This is a genomic window from Thiomonas sp. X19 (genome assembly GCF_900089495.1).
GTDB lineage: Bacteria > Pseudomonadota > Gammaproteobacteria > Burkholderiales > Burkholderiaceae_C > Thiomonas_A.
In genome coordinates, this window is the sequence record NZ_LT605203.1 from 3,465,932 (window position 1) to 3,486,122 (window position 20,191).

The window sequence follows — 20,191 nt, forward strand, 5'->3', positions numbered from 1 at the left end:
CCATTCAAGGCGACAATTCAACCATGCAAAAAGCCGCCATTCAAAGCCTGTTCGCACGCCTGCAGGCCGCCAATCCGCAGCCGCGCAGCGAGCTGGAGTACCGCAACCCCTTCGAGTTGCTGGTGGCCGTGGCGCTGTCGGCCCAGGCCACGGACGTCAGCGTCAACAAGGCCACGCCCGCCCTGTTCGCCGCCGCGCCCACGCCGCAAGCGATGGCCGCCTTGGGGGAAGACGGCATCGCGCCCTACATCCGCACCATCGGCCTGTATCGCACCAAGGCGAAGAATGTGGCTGCGCTCAGCCGCATGCTGGTGGAACTGCACGGCGGCCAGGTGCCGAGCCAGCGCGAAGCCCTGGAGGCCTTGCCGGGAGTGGGTCGCAAAACGGCCAACGTGGTGCTGAACATCGCCTTCGGCCAAGCCACGCTGGCGGTGGACACGCATATCTTCCGCGTCGCCAACCGCCTCGGCCTGGCGCGCGGTAAGACGCCGCTGGAGGTGGAAACCAAGCTGATGAAGGTCGTGCCCGCCGCCTACCTGCACGACGCCCACCACTGGCTCATCCTTCATGGGCGCTATGTCTGCAAGGCGCGCAAGCCTGAATGCTGGCGCTGCGATCTGGCCGATCTGTGCGCGCACCAACCCAAAACGCCGGGGCCCTCGGCATGAGCGGTATGCCACGAGCGGCCTGGCATGGCCAAAGCCGGGTTCCGCGCCCTCTGCGCCGGGCTGGCACCGCCACACGGAGCCAGGTTCTTGGCGCCCTGCTGCTCGCCGCCCTGTTCGTCGGCCTGCTGCCCATCGCCCAAGCCAGCATCAGCGTGCGCGACGATACCGGCAAGTTGGTGCTGCTGGCGCATCCGGCACAGCGCATCGTCGCGCTGTCGCCGCAGCTGGTGGAATTGAGCTATGCCGCCGGAGCGGGCAGCAAGCTCATTGCCACCGTGCAACATGCCGACGCACCATCCGCCGCGCGCAAGCTGCCGCGCGTGGGTGATGCCTTCGCGCTCAATCTGGAAGCCATCGCCAGCCTGAAGCCCGATCTCATCCTGGCCTGGAAATCAGGCACGCCGCCGCGCCAAATCGACACCCTGCAGCGCCTCGGCATTCCGGTGTACTGGAGCCAGACCGACAGCTTGCAAGCCATCGCCAACACGGTGCGGCGCATTGGTGAGCTGGCCGGCACCGATGCCGTGGCCAGTCCCTGGGTGCGCGACTTCGACGCCCGCATGGCGGCCTTGCGCGCACGCTACGCCCGGCAGGCGCCGGTGCGGGTGTTCTACCAGGTCTGGGGCGACCCGCTGATGACCGTGGGCGGGCCGCAACTCATCAACCAGGCGATTGACTTGTGCGGTGGCGTCAACCCCTTCGCCGCGTTGCCGCTGCTGGCGCCGAGCATCAGCCGCGAAGCGGTGATCGCCGCGGACCCGCAACTCATCGTCGCCGCCAGCTCCAATGCCGACGCGCTCGACGCCTGGACCCGCGACTCCGAGGTCAGCGCCGTGCGCCACCGCCAGCTCGTGCTGCTCAACCCGCACCAGTTGCCGCGCATGGGCGCGCAGGTGCTGGACGGCGTGGCGCAACTCTGCGCCGCCATCGCCCGCACCCGCAGCATCGACGGTGGGCGATGAGTCCGACTCTTCAAACCGGCAGCCACAAGTCGGGGCCATCCTGGCGCGGCACGCGCTGCCAGTCGCAGCCGTAAAGCCGCTGCAGGGGATGCGCCTGCAGGGCCTGGTCGACGGGGCCGGCGATCCACTGCCCACCGGGCACCAGACCCAGCACATGGGTGGCCACATGCGCCACCCAGTTCACATCATGCGCAGCGAACACGATGCCCTGTTGCGGCAACCCGCGCAGCAAGCGCGCCACCAGGCCCTGATGCGCCGGGTCCTGGAACGAGACGGGCTCGTCCAGCAGCAGCAGCGGCGTGCGCTGTGCCAAGACCTGGGCCAGGGCGACGCGCTGGCGTTCGCCGGCCGAGAGTTGCAGCACATGCCGATGGGCGAGATGCGCTGCATCCACCCGGCGCAGGCAGTCCATCGCCGCGGCGTCGTCAACGCTGTGCTGCGCCAGGGTCACGGCATGCAGCACGGCGATGCCGAAGCGGTCGCGCGGCTGGCTGGGCAGAAACGCGCGCTGTTGCGCCAGCGCGCGCGGCGACAACGCCGACAGGGCCGTGCCGCCCAGCAGCACCGGAGCCGGCCCCTCGCCCAGGCCGGCCAATTGTCGCAGCAGGGTGGACTTGCCCGCGCCGTTGCGCCCGAGTACCGCCCAGCGCTCACCCCGCCGCACCTGCATGCACAACTGGCGCAGCAACAGACGCGGGCCGATGCGCACATCCAGCCGGTCGGCGGCAAGCAGCGCGGTGGACGGATTCATCGCGGCTGCCGGATCAACAGCAGAATGAACACCGGCGCACCGATCAAGGCGGTGATGGCGCCGACCGGCAGTTCGTAAGGCATGGCCACGCCCCGCGCCAGGGAATCGGCCGCCACCACCAGCGCCGCGCCCACCAAGGGCACGGCCCAGCATTGCTGGCGCATGCGCACCACGCCGAACATGCGCAGCAAGTGCGGCACGACCAGGCCGACGAAGCCCACCGCGCCGGCTTCGGCCACCGCGGCGCCCGTGGCCACGGCGGCCAGCAGCACCAGCCCGAGGCGCAGGCGATGCACCGGCTCGCCGAGCAGCCAGGCATGCTCGCTGCCCAGCGCCAGCCGGTCGAACGCACGGCCCCATCCCGCCAGAATCGCAGCCAGCACGATGGCCACCAGGCACAGCCAGCGACCGAAGCGCGCACCCGACAAATCCCCCACCAGCCAGAACACCGCGCCGCGCAAACTCTGCTCCGGCACCAGCGCCAGCAGCAAGGTGGAGCCGGCGGCGAACACCGCCGAGAGCATGGCGCCGATCAGAATGAGCTGGGCCGGCGCCTCGTCATCCGGGCTGGCCATGGCGCGGCGGCCCAGCAGCAGCAACAGCCCCAGCGCCGCCAGCGCCCCGCCGACGCTGCCCAGCCAGAGCTGTCTGCCGAAAACCACCAGCATGGCAATGGCCCCCATGCCGGCACCTGCGGAGGCGCCGAGCACATAGGGGTCGGCCAGGGGGTTGCGCAGCACGAGTTGCATGGCCAGCCCGGCCAGCGCCAGCAAGGCTCCAGCCCCGGCACCGGCCAGCACGCGCGGAATGCGCAACTGCGCGATGATCGGCCAGTTCCAGCCGCCCGCGCCCACGCTCACGCCCAGCAGCACCGCCAGCACCAGCACACCGGCCGTCATGGCCAGCAAGCGGCCGCTGTGCGGCTCGATGCGGCGGCCGGTCAGTTCCGGGGCTTGGTCGATGGTGGGAGCGGACATGGGGAGAACGGCGTGAGCAGGACGGCATACCGCGTGGGTCAGGAACCCAGCGGTCGCCAGGTCAGACCCAGAAACACGCCAAAGGGTTCACGGTTGTAGCTGTAGGCCGTCTGATACTTCTTGTCGAACAGATTCTGCACCCGCGCATTCCAGCTCCACTGCGGCGTGATCGGGCCGCTGGCGGTGAGGTCGACGGTGGTGTAGGCGCCGAGGGTGGTCGGATTGCCGTTGGCATCGTTGTCCCAGCGCGGACCACTGTAATGCAGGGTTGCGCCATACAGCACATTGCCGATGGCGTGATTCACGCTGACATTGGCCAGGCTGCGCGCCCTTCGCTGCAATGTGGGATCGCCCGGCAAACTGGTGTTCACCGGCTGCTGCAGGGTCAGGTTGGCGTCATAGGCCCAGCCATGCCAGGCACCGCGACCCGTCAGTTCGAGGCCGCGGGTACGGCTGCTGGCGATGTTCTGGAAAGTGCTGGTGTTGTAGTCGTAGATCCACTGATCGGTCGCCTGGGTCTGGAACAGCGTGGCGCGCAGCACGTTCGGCCCCTGCGACCACTGCAGCCCGGCTTCGGCGGAATGGGCTTTCTCCGGCCGCAGCGCGGGGTTGCCGTAATACGGTGCGTACAGGTAGCCCAGCGGGGCGGCATTGAACGCGGTGGAGTAACTGGCAATCGCCTTGAAGCCGCCGCCCAGTTCATGCCCATAACCCAAATAACCCGTGTTCTGCCCCGAGTAGCCGCCGATGCTGTCGTGGCGCAGGTTCAACTGGATTTGATTGCCGCTGAACGCGCCATTCAAGCCGACGAACACCGCGTTGGCATTGCGGCTGGTGGCGTTGATGGAGCCGGTCAGCGACGTGATGGACTGGCGCTGCAGATCCAGCCCGGCTGTGGCTGTCCAGGCGCTGTCGAGTTGGACCACATTGCGCCAAAGCAGTTGCTGGGTACGGGTGCGGTAGTTGATGTCGTACGGATAAGCGCTGAAATTGTCCACGGTATTCGCAGTGGCTTGTTGCGACAGACTGAGGTGCGAGGTCCAGTTCGTCGCCAGTTGGTTGTCGCTGAACAGTTGATACAAAGACTGCGTGGTGCTGCTCAGGTTGGTATCCGTCGGGCTGGCGTAGGCGCCATAGCTGTCGTAACTTGCCCGGCCTTCGCTGCGAAACGCGCGCAGCCCCAGCGATTGCCCCGGCGTCAGCTCCTGCACGATCGAGCCGTTGATCGTGGTGTTGCGATAGCCGTTCGCATTGGGGTTGACATGGCTCTGCTGCTCCGGATTGATCGACGAAATGCCCTGCGTGGTGTAGCGGCTGATTCCTGCTTGCAACTGCGTCTTCCCCACTTCCCCGCTGGCGTTGGCCGAGACGGTTGCGGTGTTGCGGCTACCGGCGGTCACCGAGACCGAGGCCTGCGGAGTCTTCGCGCCCTTGCGCGTGGTGATGAGCACCACGCCGCCAATCGCCCCCGAGCCGTAGATGGCAGAGACGTTGCCGCGGATGATTTCGATGCGCTGGATCTGGTCGGTCGTGAAGTTGTTGAGATAGGACGTCCCGGTGGTGTCCTGCGCGTTGATCGGCACGCCATCGAGCAGCACCAGCACGTCGGTACCGCCAAAGCCGCGCACGAACACATTGCCGCTCTGTCCCGGCCCGCCATTGGACGTGACCTGCACACCCGCCGCCTGCTGCAGCAAAGTGGCGAGGTTCTGCACGCCCGACTCCTCGATCTGCTCGCGCGTGATCACGCTCACGCTGGGCAGCGCGCTGGACAAGGACTGTGGATAGCCGCTGGCCGACACCACCACGGGCGGCAGCGCCGTGGCCGCGGCTGCCGTTTGGGCATGTGCAGCATGGCCCGTCAGGAGCGCCAGGGCGAGTGCGCCGAGCATGGGCATGACGGGCGGCCGCAACGCCGGCGCGCGAGGGGCTGCGCAGGCCGCGCCGGGAGATGCGGCAAAGCACGAGGCGAAGGGCGAGGCGGGCAGGCGCAAATCGTGGCGCTGCTTCGTGGAACGATGGTTTTTCATGGGACTTCAGTCGATGGATAGCGGTTGCCGTGCTCCCCCGCACGGCTGACCGAAATCGAAAACCGCATCGCCCCGACATGAAGCCACGCAGGCCGTGGGCCTGCGCGACGCGCAAGGCCCTGGCACCCAGCCTGCCTCACCCCGGGCAGCGCTGCGGTTTTCGCCTGTTGGCCGGTATCCGGGCTGGTGGACCTTCCCGATGCGCCTTCCCAGTGCCTTTGCAGGCGACCAGTGGCTTGTTGCATCGGGACGGCAGGCTCGCGCCTGCGTCCACGTACCGTTGCGGGGGCAGCACAGGCTGGATGCGTGCGAAGCCGGCATCACCCTGTTTCCCGTTTAACCGCGCGACCACGAATGGCCGCGCAAGCACCAACAGCATCATGGTAGGGGAAGGCCGGGGGAGACCCCGGTTCATGCCGTTCGAGGAGGCGAATCCTGGCACTAGAATCCGCCGCATGAGCCCCCCAACGACGCCGACCGAGTTGCCTGCCTTGCTGGATGCCTTGAGCGACAAGGCCGACCGCTTGGTGCTGCGCCACGCCGAACTCAAACGCACCAATGCCTTGCTGGACGAACGCATTCGCCAACTCGAGGCCGAGCGCGATTCCTTGCGGGCTCGGCTGCATGAAGCGCGTGCGCGCGTCGACCATCTGCTGGCCCGGCTGGACCCCCTGGCGGGCGTGCCTGCGACCGACCCCTCGGCCTGAGCGCTGCCGCGCCCGCCTTCATCACCCCATTCCGCGAGATGCATCCATGAGCAGCGCCACCCTGGAAGTGAGCATCATGGGCCAGAGCTATGTGCTGGCCTGCCCGCAGGGCGAGGAGGACGCGCTCCGGCTCGCCGTCGCCGAAGTCGACCGCGAGATGTGCAGCATCCGCGAGCTGGGCAAGATACGCGCCCGCGAACGCATCGCCGTCCTGGCGGCGCTCAACCTGGCCCATGCCAAGCTGCTGGCCTCCAGGCCCGGGGCCAACAGTGAAGCCGCAACCCCGCTCCCGGTCGAACTGCCTGCGCTGGCGGCCAGGATTGCGCAGATCAACCACCAGCTCGACACCGCGCTGGAAACCGACGGGCAATTGCTCTGACGGCTTGACCCCAGGCAGCGACCGGGGCTGCGGCCCACCTACAATCCAAAGCGTCTGCCTGGCCGCCCCGATCAGGCATTTCTTGAACCGATGCGCTTTGCCTCGGGCTTGGAATATTTCACATGGGCGCGCAGTGTCTCGCGCAGACGCTCCCGAAGTGTGGTGACCTTGCCCACCTGTTCCAACTGGGTTCAGGGATCAATGGTCGGCGCGGTTCGGGCAGACACCTCTTCTGCGCACAACGTCGCCCCGCTTCGGCGACCCGGTGCATGACGACCTCAACCTTCTGATGTGCAATGGCCTGGCAATTTCTGCTTGAACTCATGGTGCTGGGCTCGTTCACGGGCTTCATGGCTGGTCTGCTCGGCATTGGCGGCGGCATGCTGCTGGTGCCCTTTCTCACCTTCATGTTCACGCGCGAACACTTCGGCGCCGACCTGATCGTGCGCATGGCCATTGCCACGTCGCTGACCACCATCCTGTTCACCTCGGTATCGAGCGTGCGCGCGCATCACAAGCGTGGCGCCGTGCGCTGGGAAATCGCGGGCTGGATGGGCCTGGGCGCGGTGCTCGGCACCTTCGCCGGCGCCCAAGTCGCCGGCCTGCTCAAGTCAGGCTGGCTCGCCATGTTCTTCGCGTTTTTCGTCGGTCTTTCGGCATTGCGGATGTTGATGGTCGCGGGCCAAAAACAGGCGGTCGGCACAGCTGAATCCTTGCCGCTCAGGCCCGCGCTCATCGGAACCGGGAGCCTGATCGGATTCATTTCATCGCTGTTGGGCGCCGGGGGCGGATTCCTGACCGTGCCGTTCCTGAGCTGGCGGGGCGTGGGCCTGCGCAACGCCGTGGCCACCAGCGCGGCCATGGGTTTTCCCATTGCCGCAGGCGGCCTTGCCGGATATGTCGTGGCCGGGCTTCATGCCGATGGCCTGCCCCCCGACTCGCTGGGGTATATCTACCTTCCCGCCTTGTTTGCCTGCGCGGCCACGAGCGTACTGATGGCCCCCGTGGGAGCAACCGTGGCGCATCGCATCCATGTGCAGTCGCTCAAACGGGTGTTCGCCTTGCTGCTGTTGAGCCTGGCCAGCTATATGCTCTGGAAGGGCATGCATGCGATGGGCTGGATGCAAACCTGAGCCGGATGGCCGCCTGGGCACACCCCAATCCGGCGGCCAATAAGCCGACCGCAAAAGGCGAGCCTGGGGAACGCCCCCCGCTTTGGGTTCTCGACACGAATGTCGTGCTCGACTGGCTGCTGTTCCAGGACGCGGCGATGCTGGCGCCGGCCCAGCGCCTGATGGCGGGTGGGGCACGCTGATCGCGACGGCCGCGATGCAGGAAGAAGCCCTGGAGGTGGCCACGCGCACCGTCTTTGCCAGACGCGGAGCAGCGTTCGATTTGCGCGAACGGGTGGCAAACGGCTTCACCCGACACGCCGACCTGCATGCAGGCACCGTGCCATGCCGCGCAGACGCCCCACCCTTGCGCTGCGCCGACCCGGACGACCAGATGTTCATCGACCTGGCACTGCACCGTTCAGCCCAGCTGATCTTGACCCGGGACAAGGCCTTGCTCGCCTTGGCCCCGGCAGCCCGAGTGCGGGGCCTGCGCATCCTGCGGCCGCAGGATTGGGCCATGCCCACTGCGGCTGATCGACCTCGCGCTTGAGTTCAGGCGGCAGGTTTCCAGCCCAGGCGCTTGGCCCGGCGCTTGGACCACCAGATCATGCCGATGCCCAGCGCGATGAGCGGAATCGACAGCAGTTGCCCCATGGTCAAGCCAAACCAGAGGTAGCCGAGAAAGGCGTCGGGCTGGCGGAAGAACTCGTCGGTGAAGCGTGCCAGGCCGTAGCCCAGGGCGAAACTGCCGGCAATGAAACCGCGGGGCCGCTCCTTGCGAGACAGCCACCACAACACCGTGAACAGCACAATGCCCTCGAAGAACATCTGGTACAGCTCGGATGGAAACCGCGGCACCATGCTGCCCGACTCGGGGTAGATCATCGCGCCCGGCCACCAGGCGGGCGCCGGACGACCCCACAGTTCACCATTGATGAAGTTGCCGATGCGGCCGAACGCCAAGCCGGGCGGCACCAGCGGCGCCACGAAATCGAGCAGATCCATCCACGCCACCTTGCGCGTCCAGGCAAACCAGCCGGCGGCCACCATCACACCAATCAAGCCGCCATGGAAAGCCATGCCGCCGTCCCAGACGGCGATGATGCGAGCGGGATGCGCGAAGTAGTACTCGGGCTGGTAGAACAGCACATAGCCGATGCGTCCGCCGAGGATGACGCCCAACACGCCGGCGAAGAGCAAATCCTCCACATCGCGCGAAGTCCAGCCAAAACGCGCATAGGGCTGATCCTTCAGCCGCTTCTTGGACAGCAGCCAGAACGCCAGGAAGCCCAGCAGGTACATGATGCCGTACCAATGGATTTCGACGGGCCCCAGCTTCAGGGCAATGGGGTTGAAATTGGGATGAATTAGCATGGTTGCGAAGTGTACGGGGTCTGCATGATGGCTCCCTCGCACCCGTGATCTCGATGAGACGTAGGGCCACTCCCGAGTTTTTTCGATCCCCGCGAGGGACGGCTGCAGCAAAACAGCAGCCTGGGTCGTTTGGATGCCTGCCGGTACGACAGGCTCGGTCCGGCCAGGTTCTGGATCCGTTGCGTTTCGTTTCCGTTTTGTTTCCGTCTTGTCCCGCCTTTTGCATGGCCTTTCGCATCGCCAATCCCATGACCGACAAACTCCGTTCTTCCACGATCACCGAGGGCGTTGCCCGCGCGCCCAACCGCTCCATGTTCTACGCCATGGGCTACACGAAGGCCGATTTCGCGCATCCGATGATCGGCATCGCCAACGCCCATTCCACCATCACGCCCTGCAACTCCGGGCTGCAGAAACTGGCGGATGCTGCCGTTGAAGGCGTGCGCGCCGCCGGCGGCAATCCGCAGATGTTCGGCACGCCGACCATCGCCGACGGCATGTCGATGGGCACCGAGGGCATGAAGTACTCGCTGGTGTCGCGCGAGGTCATCGCCGATTGCGTCGAAACCTGCGTGCAGGGACAGTGGATGGATGGCGTGCTGACCATCGGCGGCTGCGACAAGAACATGCCGGGCGCGATGATCGGCATGCTCCGCTGCAATGTGCCGGGCATCTTCGTCTATGGCGGCACCATCCTGCCCGGTCACTACAAGGGCAAAGACCTGAACATCGTCTCGGTGTTCGAGGCGGTGGGCGAGTTCTCCGCCGGACGCATGAGCCAGGTGGACTTCGACGCCATCGAGCAATGCTCGGTGCCCACCAGCGGTTCCTGCGGCGGCATGTACACCGCCAACACCATGTCCAGCGCCATCGAGGCGATGGGCATGTCGCTGCCCTATTCCTCCACCATGGCCAATGTGCACGACGAGAAGGTGCAATCGGCGCGCGACTCGGCACAGGTGCTGCTGGCTGCCGTGCGCGCCGGCCTGAAACCGCGCGACATCGTCACCCGCAAGGCGCTGGAAAACGCCGTGGCGGTGGTCATGGCCACCGGCGGCTCGACCAACGCCGTGCTGCACCTGCTGGCCATCGCGCACGCTGGCGAAGTGCCGTTCACCATCGACGACTTCGAAGTCATTCGCAAGCGCACCCCGGTGCTGTGCGACATGAAGCCTTCCGGCAGATATGTGGCGACCGATCTGCATCGCGCCGGCGGCATTCCGCAGGTGATGAAAACCCTGCTCGCAGCCGGCCTGCTGCATGGCGACTGCATCACCATCAATGGCAAGACCGTGGCCGAGAACCTGGCCGACGTGCCCGAGGTGCCGCGCGCCGACCAGGACGTGATCCGGCCGATGACCGCGCCGCTGTACGCGCACGGACACCTCGCCATTCTGAAGGGCAATCTCGCCCCGGAAGGCTGCGTGGCCAAGATCACCGGCCTGAAGAACCCCAGCATGACCGGCCCGGCGCGCGTGTTCGACGACGAGCAAAGCGCGCTGCAAGCCATTCTGGCCAAGCAGATCAAGGCCGGCGACATCCTCGTGCTGCGCTACCTCGGCCCCAAGGGCGGCCCCGGCATGCCCGAAATGCTGGCCCCCACCTCGGCCCTCGTCGGCGCCGGCATGGGCGAGAGCGTCGGCCTCATCACCGATGGCCGCTTTTCCGGTGGCACCTGGGGCATGGTGGTCGGCCATGTGGCGCCCGAGGCCCAGGTCGGCGGCCTCATCGCCCTGATCCACGAGGGCGACAGCATCACCATCGACGCCCCCAGTTTGAGCCTGCAGCTCAACGTCAGCGAAGCCGAAATCACCCGCCGCCGCGCCGCGTGGCAGCCCCCCAAGGCACGCTACACCCGCGGCGTTCTGGCCAAGTTTGCCAAGCTTGCGGGAACGGCATCGCGCGGCTCGGTGCTGGACGCCGATCTGGGCTGATTCCTCGCAAAGCAAACCGCAGGGCGATCAGCGCCGGCTTGCGTCCACGGCGCCATCAATCCTCTGGCGCCGTGGACGCTTTCGAGGCGCCGCTTCTTGCTTGATCTCGATCACGAAACCACGTTGACGGAAAGACCTATCCCCCAAGTCATGGGTTGCCCGATCTCGGGTTTCCAAGTCACATGCGCGTTGCGTGCTGTGCATAAGCAACTGTCGGTGTTGCCCCCTGGAAACCAACGTCCATCATGTCCGACTTCCCGCTGACCCCTCAACAGCTCGACATCTACACCGACCAGAGCATCCACGAGGGCCGTCCGCTCTACAACATCGGCTGTTACCTGGACATCGACGGTCCTCTGGACCACCCTGCCCTGCAAGAGGCCATCCAGTTCGCCTTCGATCGCCACGACGTCCTGCGCGTGGCATTCGCACGCCATGATGCGACGGGGGTGATCACGCAGCGCGCCCATGGGCGATTCGACTACACCTTGCCGCTGATCGATCTGTCAGGCCAAGCCGACGCCATTGCGCAGGCCATGCGCTTGTTGCGAGAACGTTTCCTCGAACCCTTCGACCTGCGCGTCTCCCCGTTATGCAGTTTTGCCCTGATTCGCACCGCGGAAACCCGGCATTTTTTCCTGGCGCGCTGCCACCATCTGGTTGTCGACGGCCACGGTTTGCACTTGCTGTTGCGCACCATCCGGGAAACCTACAACGGCTTACTCACCCGCCACGATCCGCCAGCCGCCTCGCCCTCGTACTTCGAGTACGTGGAAAAGCAGCAGGCCTACTTGGATTCGGAACGCTTCAAGGCCGACCGGCGCTACTGGCAGCAGCGCTTTCCGCAACTTCCGCCAGCTTTGTTTCCGCCAAAATCTGCCGCCGGCACCGAGATGCAACAGGCAACCCAGCATCAGGTGATCTGGACCATTCGGCGTGCGCACTACAACGCCATGAAGCGTCTGGCTCTGGACATGGGCCTGTCCCAGGCGCATTTCCTGCTTGCCCTGCTCGGGCTGGCATGCTTCAGATTGCTGGATCAGCCCTCGATCTGCATCGGGGTGCCGGTGCACAACCGCATTGGCGCGCAAGACAAATCCACGCTTGGCATGTTCGCCTCGATGCTGCCACTGGGGGTCGACTGCGATCTCGATCAACCCTTTGCCACGCTGATGGCCACCATTGCAGCCGATCTGCGTAGCGACTACCGGCATCAGAACTTCCCCGTCTCGGAAATCCATCGCGACCTCAACCTGGCCTCCAGCGGCCGGGCGCGGATCTACGACATCTCGTTGTCAATCGAGCCCTTCGATGAAAACGGCGTGCTGCACGGCGCCAGCTACACCACCATACCCCTGCATAACGGACTGGCGAAGACCCCGTTGATGATCTACGTGCGGGACTATCACCAAGACGCCGATGTCCACGTCGAACTGAACTTCAACCCCGACGCCCTGGATCGCTCGGATGCCGAGCACATCCGCGACCGGCTGGCCTTGCTCTTCACGCAAGCCCTGCAGCGCCCGGATCTGCCACTGGAGGCGTTCAGCCTCTTCATGACTGGCGAACACGATCGCATCCTTGATGACTTTGGACGCGGCCCCGTCCTTCTGCCCAACCCCGCGTTGATCCACGAACGCTTCGCCGCCCACGCCATCCGCCAGCCCGAAGCCCTGGCCGTGGTGTACGAAGATCAGCGGCTGACCTTCGGCGAGCTTGCGCGCCGGGTGACCGCCTTGGCACAGGCGCTGCGCACGCTGGGAGTCGGACCTGGTGTGCTGGTCGGCCTGCATGTGAGCCGTGGCCCGGACATGATCGCCGGTCTGCTCGGCATCCTCGCCGCCGGGGGCGCCTTCGTCCCCCTGGACCCGGCGCAACCCGCCGGGCGCCTTTCCGCCATCCTGGACGACGCCCGGCCTCCCGTCGTGCTGTCCGACTTCGCTCCCTCGATCACCCATCTGGTGGCGAAGGGCACGCGAATCATGGGCTTCGACGCGCTCGGTGCCACCGATGCGCCGTATCCCGATGCTGCCCCATCAACCCCAGCGCCGGGTCCGCATGACCTGGCCTATCTGCTATACACGTCCGGGTCGACTGGAACACCCAAAGGCGTCCTGATCGAGCATCGCAGCATGAGCAACCTCCTGCAGGCACTGGAACATGCGGTGTACCGCCACCATCCGGATGTCAAACGCGTCGGCGTCAATGCCTCGCTGGGCTTTGACGCCTCGATCAAGCAGATCATCCAGATTGCCGCTGGACGCACACTGGTGCTGCTGCCGCAGAGCGTGCGCTTTGATCCTGCGCAGCTGTCGGGCTATCTGACCCAGCACAGGGTTGACGTGTTGGACATCACGCCGCAGCAGATGAAGGCGGTCATCGCATCCGGGGAACTGCGCCCCCCGCCGGGCTGGCCATGGGTCACGCTGGTGGGGGGCGAGGCCATCGACACCGCGCTCTGGGCGAAGCTGTGCGGGCAGCGCGAACACGCGTTCTACAACGTCTACGGCCCCACGGAATGCACGGTCGACGCCACGGCGGCGCGCATCGACTCCGCCTCGCCCCAGCCCCATATCGGCCGCCCGCTGCTCAATGTCCAGGTGCGCATCCTCGACCCGAAAGGCCGCATCGCGCCCATCGGCGCCGTGGGCGAATTGCACATCGGCGGGCTGGGGGTGGCGCGCGGCTATCTCCATCAGGCCCGACTGACCACCGAGCGCTTCATCCCCGACCCCCTCAGTGAGCGTGCTGGCGAACGGTTGTACAAAACCGGCGATCTCGCCCGCTGGCTTGACGACGGACGGATCGCGTTCATCGGCCGCAACGACCACCAAGTGAAAATCCGCGGCTTCCGCATTGATCTGGGCGAAATCGAAAACCAACTCGCCTTGCATCCCGACATCCGGCAAGCGCTGGTGACGACTGCGGGGGATGCGCAGTCCGACAAGCGTCTGGTCGCCTATTTCACCGTGCATGAGGGCTCGCAGGTTCCCGACACTGCGGCTTGCCACGAGCATCTGAGCAAGGCCCTGCCAGACTACATGGTGCCCTCGCAATACATCCACCTCGATGCATTCGCGCTCACGGCCAACGGCAAGCTCGATCGCCAGGCCCTGCCCGCGCCCGACCTTGCCACCCTTGCGCCTGGTGAGATCGTCGCGCCAAACACGCCCATCGAGCAGGCGCTGTGGGCCATCTGGAGCGAGGTTCTCGGCTTGAAAGCGTTCGGGACTCGCGAAAGCTTTTTCGACCTGGGCGGCCACTCCCTGCAGATCACGCAGGTGGCTTCGCGCATCCGCGAGCGCCTCGGCCTGGAATTGGCGCTGACCACGCTCTTCGAGCATGTTCGCATCGCCGATCTGGCGCAGCATTTGGAGGCCCTGCAAAACCGGAGCGCACCGGCGAGCACAAGCCTGGTTGAAATTCCGCTGATTCCGCGCAACGGACTGTTGCCGATGTCGTATTCGCAGCGACGCATGTGGCTGATCCAGCAATTCGATCCCGCCTCGGCCGCCTACAACATTCCCGTGACCCTGCTGCTGCGAGGCCCGCTCGACACCCAATGCTTTCGGCGCGCGCTCGACTTGCTGGTGCAGCGGCATGAAATGCTGCGCGCCAGTCTGCTGATGGGAGAGCGCGAACCCATGACGCGCATCGAAACCGATTTGCGCGTGACTTTAGAGCATGTCGATCTGGCCCATTTGCCAGCCGATCAGCGCCAGCCCGCAGCGCGGCGCTGGCTGAGTGAAGGCCTGGACCGGCCCTTCAACCTAGCCAGCGCTCCGCTGCATCGCATCGCACTGCTGCGGCTGGATACGAACCAGCATGTGCTGTCGTGGGTGTTCCATCACGCCATTGCCGACACCTGGGCACTCGCCATCGTGATGCGTGAATTGTTCGCGGCCTACGCGGCGTCGACCCAGGGGAAACAGCCCGACTTGCCGCCACTCAGGGTTCAATATGTGGACTACGCCGCTTGGCAGCGCAGCGCGCCGGCGGTCGCAAGCCGACACACGCAGACGGCGTATTGGCTGCAGCAACTGCGGGATCTTCAGCCGCTGAGCCTTCCGGCCGACCGCACCCCGCCGAAGGTTCCATCCTTTCGCGGCCACAAGGTCTTCACCGAGTTGACACCCAACATCAGGGCGCAGGTGAAGCAGCGTGGCGCCGCCTGGGGCGTCACACCGTTCATGCTTTACCTGGCGGCGTTCGATCTCCTGCTGTGTCGCATCTCCGGTGCGACCGACATCGCCGTCGGCAGCCTGATCGCCAATCGGCACCATCTAGCCACCGAATCCTTGGTCGGCACGCTGGTCAACACCTTGGTGATGCGCACCGATGTGTCCGGCGACCCCAGTTTTCAAAGCCTTGTCGAGCGCGTGCGCGCCACCGCCCTGGGTGCCTATGCACACCAGGACATGCCCTATGACGAGTTGGTGGAGAGCTTGGCCAGCGATCGTGCCGGCCACCCCATCGGGCTGGTGCGGGTTTTGTTCAATCTGCGCAATGCGCCGCTGGGGCGACTCGCCGCGGTGGACTTCGACTACGAGGACTTCGATTTCGATCGCATCGCCGCGCAGTTCGACCTCTCCATCCACGTCGACACCGAATTCACCCATCGCATCCACCTCGAATATTCAACCGACCTCTACACCCGCGCCACCGCCGAGCGCCTGCTCGACAGCTATATGCACGTCCTCGATCAGGCGCTGGCCAGGCCCGACCTTCCGCTCTCCGCGTTCTCGCTGGCGGCGCCACGGCAAATCGATCTGCTGCGCGGCGCCTGGAACGCCACGCAAGTGCCGCTGCCGCCCCAGCTGCTGGTGCATCGGCATGTGCAAAGCGGCCTGCCTGCAGCACCGCAACGCGAGGCCGTGTTCACCGCCGACACCCGACCCAGCCACTTTGCCGAACTGCACGCCCAAGCTCTTGGCCTTGCGCGCCTGCTGCGCCAGCGCGGCATTGGCCGTGGCCACCGCGTGGGCTTGAGCCTGCCGCGCGGCGCCCACATGTTGCCAGCGCTGCTCGGGGTGCTGCACGCCGGCGCCTGCTATGTGCCCCTCGATCCCGCCTACCCGCCGCAGCGCCTGCGCGACATGGCGGCGGATGCCGAGTTGGCCCTCATCCTGAGCCACCGCCCTCTGCAAACCTTGTTCGCCGGCTGTGACGTGCCCCTGCTGGCGCTGGATGCGCCGGGTTTCTGGGCCAGTCTGGACGGCTTGCCGCTGCCACCCGATGCGCCAAGCGACGCCCGCCCCGATGATCCGGCCTACATGATCTACACCTCCGGCTCCACCGGGCGGCCGAAGGGGGTGCTGGTGCCGCATCGCGCGGTGGTCAATTTCCTCGCCAGCATGGCTCAGGCGCCGGGGCTGGGTCCAAGCGACAAGCTGCTGGCGGTCACCACCTTATCCTTCGACATCGCGGTGCTGGAACTGCTCCTGCCCTTGGCCGTTGGCGCGCAGGTGGTGATTGCCGATGCCGACACGGCGCGCGACCCTTACGCCCTGCGCGCGCTGCTGGAACGCAGCGGCTGCAACGTGATGCAGGCCACGCCCTCCACCTGGCGACTGCTGCTGGATGCGGGCTGGAACGCGCCCCCGGCCTTTCGCGCCCTGGTGGGTGGCGAGGCCTTGCCGCTGGATCTGGCTGAACGCTTGCTTGGCTGCTGTGGCGAAGTCTGGAATCTGTACGGCCCCACCGAAACCACGGTGTGGTCGACAGCCTGGAAGGTGGAGAACCCGCGCGCTGGCATTTGCATCGGCCGCCCCATTGCCAACACCCAGGTTTGGGTGCTCGATGCGCACGGCCATTGCTGCCCGATCGGCGTTCCGGGTGAAATCCACATTGGCGGGGCCGGGGTGACACTGGGTTACTGGCGTCGCCCGGAACTCACCGCCGAGCGCTTTATCGCCGACGCGTTCGCTAAGAGCCCAGAGGGCCGCCTCTACAAAACCGGCGATCTCGGGCGCTGGCGCCACGATGGTCAGCTGGAACACCTGGGCCGGCTGGATCATCAAGTGAAGCTGCGCGGCTTTCGCATCGAGCTGGGGGAAATCGAGGCGGCCTTGCTGGCGCTGCCGCAGGTGGCCGATGCGGTGGTCTCCACACACGCCCCAAGCGCGCAAGACGTGCGGCTGGTGGCCTATGTGGTACCCGCCGCGGGCCAAGCGCTGCAGGTTTCCGCGCTGCGCGAAGCCTTGCGCGAGCGCCTGCCCGACTACATGCTGCCGCAGCATATCGTCGCGCTGCCCGCCCTGCCCCGTCTGCCCAACGGCAAAATCAACCGTGGAGCATTGCCACCACCCTCGACTGAGAGTTCCCAGGCTCGCCATCGTCCTCGCGCTCAAGCCGCCCCGAACAGCCCGGCTGAAAACGCCATTGCAGCGGTCTGGACCGAACTGTTGGGCACTGAGCAGATCGCCGTCACCGACAATTTTTTCGACCTCGGCGGTCATTCCCTGCTGGCCATGCGCGCGATCACCACGCTGGAACAGCGCCATGGGGTGCGCATTCAGCCGCGCCGCATGGTGTTGGAAACCCTCGGCCAGCTCGCCAACGGCATGGAGCTGAAGCGTTAAGCGAGACGCCGAATGCGGCCTCGAGCGCCGCGTTCAGCCGCGCCAAGCTCGAACCTCAAGCCTGGGCATCCTCCGCTTCACGTTTGCGCGGCTTGGGGTCGGGCTCGGAGATGTCGAGCGTGACCTTGCCGTGCTCGTCGATATCCACCGTCACCCGGCCTCCGTCCACCAGCCTGCCGAACAGCAACTCGTCGGCCAGGGCGCGGCGAATGGTGTCCTGAATCAGGCGCTGCATCGGGCGCGCGCCCATCAGCGGGTCAAACCCATCAGCGGCAAGATGTTTGCGCAAGGCATCGGTGAAGGTGGCTTCGACGCGCTTCTCGGTGAGTTGCGACTCGAGTTGCAGCAGGAACTTGTCGACCACGCGCAGGATGATGGTTTCGTCGAGCGCACGGAAGTTGATGATGGCGTCGAGCCGGTTGCGGAACTCGGGCGAGAACATGCGCTTGATGTCGACCATCTCGTCGCCACGCTCGCGCTTGGAGGTGAAACCCATGGTGCTCTTCTGCATGGCTTCGGCGCCCGCATTGGTCGTCATGATCAGAATGACGTTGCGGAAGTCGGCCTTGCGCCCGTTGTTGTCGGTCAGCGTGCCGTTGTCCATCACCTGCAGCAACACGTTGTAGACATCCGGATGGGCCTTCTCGATCTCGTCGAGCAGCAGCACCGCGTGCGGCCTCTTGGAAATGGCCTCGGTCAGCAAACCTCCCTGGTCGAAGCCGACATAGCCCGGAGGCGCGCCAATCAGGCGTGACACGGTGTGCCGCTCCATGTACTCGGACATGTCGAAGCGCACCAACTCGATGCCGAGCACGAAAGCCAGTTGTTTCGCCACCTCGGTCTTGCCCACGCCCGTTGGACCGCTGAACAGGAAGGCGCCAATGGGCTTCTCCGGCCGGCCCAGGCCCGAGCGCGCCATTTTGATGGCGGCAGCCAGGGCATTGATGGATTCGTCCTGACCGAACACCACGTTCTTCAAATCGCGTTCCAGATTGCGCAGCTTGGAGCGGTCGTCCGTTGTGACGCTGTGCACCGGCACGCGGGCGATTTTGGAAACGATGTCCTCGATCTCGGTTTTGCCGATGGTCTTTTTCTGTTTGCTCTTGGGCAGGATGCGTTGCGCCGCACCGGCTTCGTCGATCACGTCGATGGCCTTGTCGGGCAGATGCCGGTCGTTGATGTACTTGGCCGACAGCTCAGCCGCTGCCGCCAGCGCGCCCGCGCCATACTTCACGCCATGGTGCTCCTCGAAGCGCGACTTCAGCCCCTTGAGAATTTCCACGGTCTGCTCAATGCTGGGCTCGACCACGTCGATTTTCTGGAAGCGACGCGAAAGAGCAGCATCTTTCTCGAAAATACCCCGATATTCATTGAACGTCGTCGCACCGATGCAACGCAACTGGCCGGAGGTCAGCGCCGGCTTGAGCAGGTTGGACGCGTCCAGCGTTCCGCCCGAGGCCGCGCCCGCGCCGATGAGGGTGTGGATCTCGTCGATGAACAGAATGGAGTGCGGCATCTCCTTGATCTGCTTGATCACCGCCTTGATGCGCTGCTCGAAGTCGCCCCGGTACTTGGTGCCTGCGAGCAAGGCGCCCATGTCCAGGGAAAAAACCACGCCCTGCTCCAGCACGGCCGGAACCTGACCCTGCACGATGCGCCATGCCAAACCCTCGGCAATGGCGGTTTTGCCCACACCGGCCTCACCCACCAGCAAGGGGTTGTTCTTGCGCCGGCGGCACAGCACCTGGATGACGCGTTCGACCTCGGCCTCGCGGCCGATCAGTGGGTCGATTCGGCCCTCGCGGGCCAACTGGTTGAGGTTCTGGGTGAACTGGTCGAGCGGCGTTTCCTTGGCATCCTTCTCCTCGTCGTCCACACCGCCACCGCTGGCAGGCTTGGCGGGCTCCACCGGGTCGGTCTTGCGAATACCGTGCGAGAGAAAGTTCACCACGTCCAGCCGGGTCACGCCCTGCTGGTGGAGGTAATACACCGCGTGCGAATCCTTCTCGCTGAAGATGGCAACCAGCACATTCGCACCGGTGACTTCCTTCTTGCCGTTGCTGGACGACTGCACATGCATGATGGCGCGCTGGATCACGCGCTGGAATCCCAGCGTGGGCTGGGTGTCCACATCGTCCGAACCCGGCACCACGGGGGTATTTTCTTTGACGAAGGCTGCCAGGCTCTTGCGCAGATCATCGAGATTGGCCGAGCAGGCGCGCAGCACTTCGGCGGCCGACGGGTTGTCCAAAAGCGCCAACAACAGGTGCTCCACGGTGATGAACTCGTGCCGCTGCTGACGCGCCTCGACAAAGGCCATATGCAAACTGACTTCCAGTTCCTGGGCAATCATGACACTCTCCTAAATGGCCTCCATCACACACTGCAGGGGATGCCCTGCCTGACGCGCCGCCGCCATCACCTGCTCAACCTTGGTCGCGGCCACATCTTTCGCAAAAACCCCGCAAACGGCCCGACCATGCTGGTGTACTTTAAGCATGATTTGCGTCGCCGTTTCACGGTCTTTGCTGAAAAACTGCTGAATCACAAACACCACAAATTCCATGGGCGTGAAATCGTCGTTCAACATCACCACCTGATACAGCGGCGGGGGCTTGAGTTGCTGCTCCTGGCGCTCGACAACAGCCGCAGAACCAGGGTCGGAACCGGAGATTTTGCGTGGTTTGGACATGCTCGAATTTTAGATTTACCA

General features: G+C 65.4%; 15 protein-coding genes and 1 riboswitch. Of the genes, 9 read left to right on the forward strand and 6 right to left on the reverse strand.

Translation table 11 applies throughout. The features are described 5' to 3' along the window. The first annotated feature begins 23 nt into the window (after nucleotides 1-23). Both nth and THIX_RS16730 read left to right on the forward strand, forming a co-directional pair. A complete protein-coding gene (gene nth / locus THIX_RS16725) occupies nucleotides 24-668 on the forward strand; it encodes an endonuclease III (RefSeq protein WP_112487082.1) in 645 nt (214 codons plus the stop codon). Beyond that, a complete protein-coding gene (locus THIX_RS16730; RefSeq protein ID WP_233224606.1) occupies nucleotides 665-1,630 on the forward strand; it encodes a cobalamin-binding protein in 966 nt (321 codons plus the stop codon). The genes nth and THIX_RS16730 overlap by 4 nt, the downstream gene beginning before the upstream one ends. Before the next feature lie 10 nt (nucleotides 1,631-1,640). Here THIX_RS16730 and THIX_RS16735 read toward each other — a convergent pair whose 3' ends face one another. Genes THIX_RS16735 through THIX_RS16745 form a run of 3 tightly spaced genes read right to left on the reverse strand, consistent with a single transcriptional unit; the run spans nucleotide 1,641 to nucleotide 5,388 of the window. Continuing rightward, the gene (locus tag THIX_RS16735; protein ID WP_112487084.1) at nucleotides 1,641-2,381 is read right to left on the reverse strand and encodes an ABC transporter ATP-binding protein; all 741 of its coding nucleotides are present in this window, start codon (nucleotides 2,379-2,381) and stop codon (nucleotides 1,641-1,643) included. Further along, nucleotides 2,378-3,358 (reverse strand): iron ABC transporter permease, encoded by a 981-nt coding sequence (locus tag THIX_RS16740; RefSeq protein WP_112487085.1) that lies wholly within the window; start codon nucleotides 3,356-3,358, stop codon nucleotides 2,378-2,380. Before THIX_RS16740 ends, THIX_RS16735 begins: the two co-directional genes overlap by 4 nt. Before the next feature lie 38 nt (nucleotides 3,359-3,396). Beyond that, a complete protein-coding gene (locus THIX_RS16745; RefSeq protein WP_112487086.1) occupies nucleotides 3,397-5,388 on the reverse strand; it encodes a TonB-dependent receptor domain-containing protein in 1,992 nt (663 codons plus the stop codon). Nucleotides 5,389-5,539: 151 nt separating this feature from the next. Further along, nucleotides 5,540-5,777, reverse strand: a riboswitch (cobalamin riboswitch). A gap of 66 nt (nucleotides 5,778-5,843) precedes the next feature. Here THIX_RS16745 and THIX_RS16750 point away from each other — a divergent pair. From THIX_RS16750 to THIX_RS24355, 5 genes are all read left to right on the forward strand, one after another. Continuing rightward, the gene (locus tag THIX_RS16750; protein WP_112487087.1) at nucleotides 5,844-6,095 is read left to right on the forward strand and encodes a cell division protein ZapB; all 252 of its coding nucleotides are present in this window, start codon (nucleotides 5,844-5,846) and stop codon (nucleotides 6,093-6,095) included. A gap of 46 nt (nucleotides 6,096-6,141) precedes the next feature. After that, complete coding sequence (locus THIX_RS16755; RefSeq protein WP_112487088.1) at nucleotides 6,142-6,474, forward strand: cell division protein ZapA; 333 nt, start codon at nucleotides 6,142-6,144, stop codon at nucleotides 6,472-6,474. A 296-nt stretch (nucleotides 6,475-6,770) separates the two neighbouring features. After that, nucleotides 6,771-7,607: a sulfite exporter TauE/SafE family protein gene (locus THIX_RS16760; RefSeq protein ID WP_112487089.1), complete on the forward strand. Its 837-nt coding sequence runs from the start codon at nucleotides 6,771-6,773 to the stop codon at nucleotides 7,605-7,607. A 5-nt stretch (nucleotides 7,608-7,612) separates the two neighbouring features. Next, nucleotides 7,613-7,789 carry a hypothetical protein gene (locus THIX_RS24350; RefSeq protein ID WP_158540931.1) on the forward strand — a complete coding sequence of 59 codons (177 nt, stop codon included), beginning with the start codon at nucleotides 7,613-7,615 and terminating at the stop codon, nucleotides 7,787-7,789. A gap of 14 nt (nucleotides 7,790-7,803) precedes the next feature. Next, on the forward strand, nucleotides 7,804-8,139 hold the full coding sequence (locus THIX_RS24355; protein WP_112487090.1) for a PIN domain-containing protein: 336 nt from the start codon (nucleotides 7,804-7,806) through the stop codon (nucleotides 8,137-8,139). A gap of 2 nt (nucleotides 8,140-8,141) precedes the next feature. On the opposite strand, the gene lgt is transcribed toward THIX_RS24355, so the two are convergent. Next, complete coding sequence (lgt, locus tag THIX_RS16770) at nucleotides 8,142-8,963, reverse strand: prolipoprotein diacylglyceryl transferase (protein ID WP_112487091.1); 822 nt, start codon at nucleotides 8,961-8,963, stop codon at nucleotides 8,142-8,144. 248 nt (nucleotides 8,964-9,211) lie between these two features. Between lgt and ilvD the strand changes: the two genes are divergently transcribed. After that, nucleotides 9,212-10,897, forward strand: a complete 1,686-nt coding sequence (ilvD, locus tag THIX_RS16775) for a dihydroxy-acid dehydratase (RefSeq protein ID WP_112488429.1) — start codon at nucleotides 9,212-9,214, stop codon at nucleotides 10,895-10,897. A 245-nt stretch (nucleotides 10,898-11,142) separates the two neighbouring features. Continuing rightward, entirely contained in the window at nucleotides 11,143-17,478 is a 6,336-nt protein-coding gene (locus THIX_RS16780; RefSeq protein ID WP_112487092.1) for a non-ribosomal peptide synthetase, read from the forward strand. A gap of 55 nt (nucleotides 17,479-17,533) precedes the next feature. On the opposite strand, the gene clpA is transcribed toward THIX_RS16780, so the two are convergent. Together clpA and clpS are read right to left on the reverse strand one after the other, a co-directional pair. Continuing rightward, nucleotides 17,534-19,831: an ATP-dependent Clp protease ATP-binding subunit ClpA gene (clpA, locus tag THIX_RS16785; protein ID WP_112487093.1), complete on the reverse strand. Its 2,298-nt coding sequence runs from the start codon at nucleotides 19,829-19,831 to the stop codon at nucleotides 17,534-17,536. Between the two features lie 9 nt (nucleotides 19,832-19,840). Further along, nucleotides 19,841-20,170 carry an ATP-dependent Clp protease adapter ClpS gene (clpS, locus tag THIX_RS16790; protein ID WP_112487094.1) on the reverse strand — a complete coding sequence of 110 codons (330 nt, stop codon included), beginning with the start codon at nucleotides 20,168-20,170 and terminating at the stop codon, nucleotides 19,841-19,843. Between the last annotated feature and the right edge of the window lie 21 nt (nucleotides 20,171-20,191).

Bases quoted from the DNA above. Each gene is read 5' to 3' on its own strand.
- nth (WP_112487082.1), top strand. From the start codon at position 24: ATGCAAAAAGCCGCCATTCAAAGCCTGTTCGCACGCCTGCAGGCCGCC.
- THIX_RS16730 (WP_233224606.1), top strand. From the start codon at position 665: ATGAGCGGTATGCCACGAGCGGCCTGGCATGGCCAAAGCCGGGTTCCG.
- THIX_RS16735 (WP_112487084.1), bottom strand. From the start codon at position 2,381: ATGAATCCGTCCACCGCGCTGCTTGCCGCCGACCGGCTGGATGTGCGC.
- THIX_RS16740 (WP_112487085.1), bottom strand. From the start codon at position 3,358: ATGTCCGCTCCCACCATCGACCAAGCCCCGGAACTGACCGGCCGCCGC.
- THIX_RS16745 (WP_112487086.1), bottom strand. From the start codon at position 5,388: ATGAAAAACCATCGTTCCACGAAGCAGCGCCACGATTTGCGCCTGCCC.
- THIX_RS16750 (WP_112487087.1), top strand. From the start codon at position 5,844: ATGAGCCCCCCAACGACGCCGACCGAGTTGCCTGCCTTGCTGGATGCC.
- THIX_RS16755 (WP_112487088.1), top strand. From the start codon at position 6,142: ATGAGCAGCGCCACCCTGGAAGTGAGCATCATGGGCCAGAGCTATGTG.
- THIX_RS16760 (WP_112487089.1), top strand. From the start codon at position 6,771: ATGGCCTGGCAATTTCTGCTTGAACTCATGGTGCTGGGCTCGTTCACG.
- THIX_RS24350 (WP_158540931.1), top strand. From the start codon at position 7,613: ATGGCCGCCTGGGCACACCCCAATCCGGCGGCCAATAAGCCGACCGCA.
- THIX_RS24355 (WP_112487090.1), top strand. From the start codon at position 7,804: ATGCAGGAAGAAGCCCTGGAGGTGGCCACGCGCACCGTCTTTGCCAGA.
- lgt (WP_112487091.1), bottom strand. From the start codon at position 8,963: ATGCTAATTCATCCCAATTTCAACCCCATTGCCCTGAAGCTGGGGCCC.
- ilvD (WP_112488429.1), top strand. From the start codon at position 9,212: ATGACCGACAAACTCCGTTCTTCCACGATCACCGAGGGCGTTGCCCGC.
- THIX_RS16780 (WP_112487092.1), top strand. From the start codon at position 11,143: ATGTCCGACTTCCCGCTGACCCCTCAACAGCTCGACATCTACACCGAC.
- clpA (WP_112487093.1), bottom strand. From the start codon at position 19,831: ATGATTGCCCAGGAACTGGAAGTCAGTTTGCATATGGCCTTTGTCGAG.
- clpS (WP_112487094.1), bottom strand. From the start codon at position 20,170: ATGTCCAAACCACGCAAAATCTCCGGTTCCGACCCTGGTTCTGCGGCT.